This window comes from Mesorhizobium sp. (assembly GCF_004963255.1).
Classification (GTDB): Bacteria; Pseudomonadota; Alphaproteobacteria; order Rhizobiales; family Rhizobiaceae; genus Mesorhizobium.
In genome coordinates this window covers 1-304 of the sequence record NZ_SUGA01000125.1, presented here as the reverse complement: position 1 = coordinate 304, position 304 = coordinate 1, and the positions used below count along the sequence as shown (strand labels likewise).

The following is a 304-nucleotide window of genomic DNA, read 5'->3' as shown; positions in this document are numbered from 1 at the left end:
CGAAGTAAACCATCGACGCATTGCTGCACAGGACCAGCCCCACGAGCCGACAAAAAGATGAAGTGCACGCCGCTCCCCTGGTTTTCGCCAGATCATGTTGCGAGCTCGTCGGCCGGAACATGCGTCTGGCAGTTCTTGGGGCAGACGCGGCCGCAGGCTCCGCAGCCTATGCAGCGGCCGGCATCATCGACAACCATGATCATGCGATTGAGCTTGCCGTCGAAATCGTCGTCCTCGTCATCGCAGGGGCGAGGATTTCACCCGCATCATCAACGCCGTGAAGATGCATGACATCGCGCGAGCA

The 304-nt window shown here is 59.9% G+C and carries 1 pseudogene; it reads right to left on the bottom strand.

The features are described from left to right. Window positions 1–92: 92 nt before the first annotated feature. Window positions 93–304: pseudogene (locus E5X34_RS32735) on the bottom strand (4Fe-4S binding protein); the annotation flags it as partial.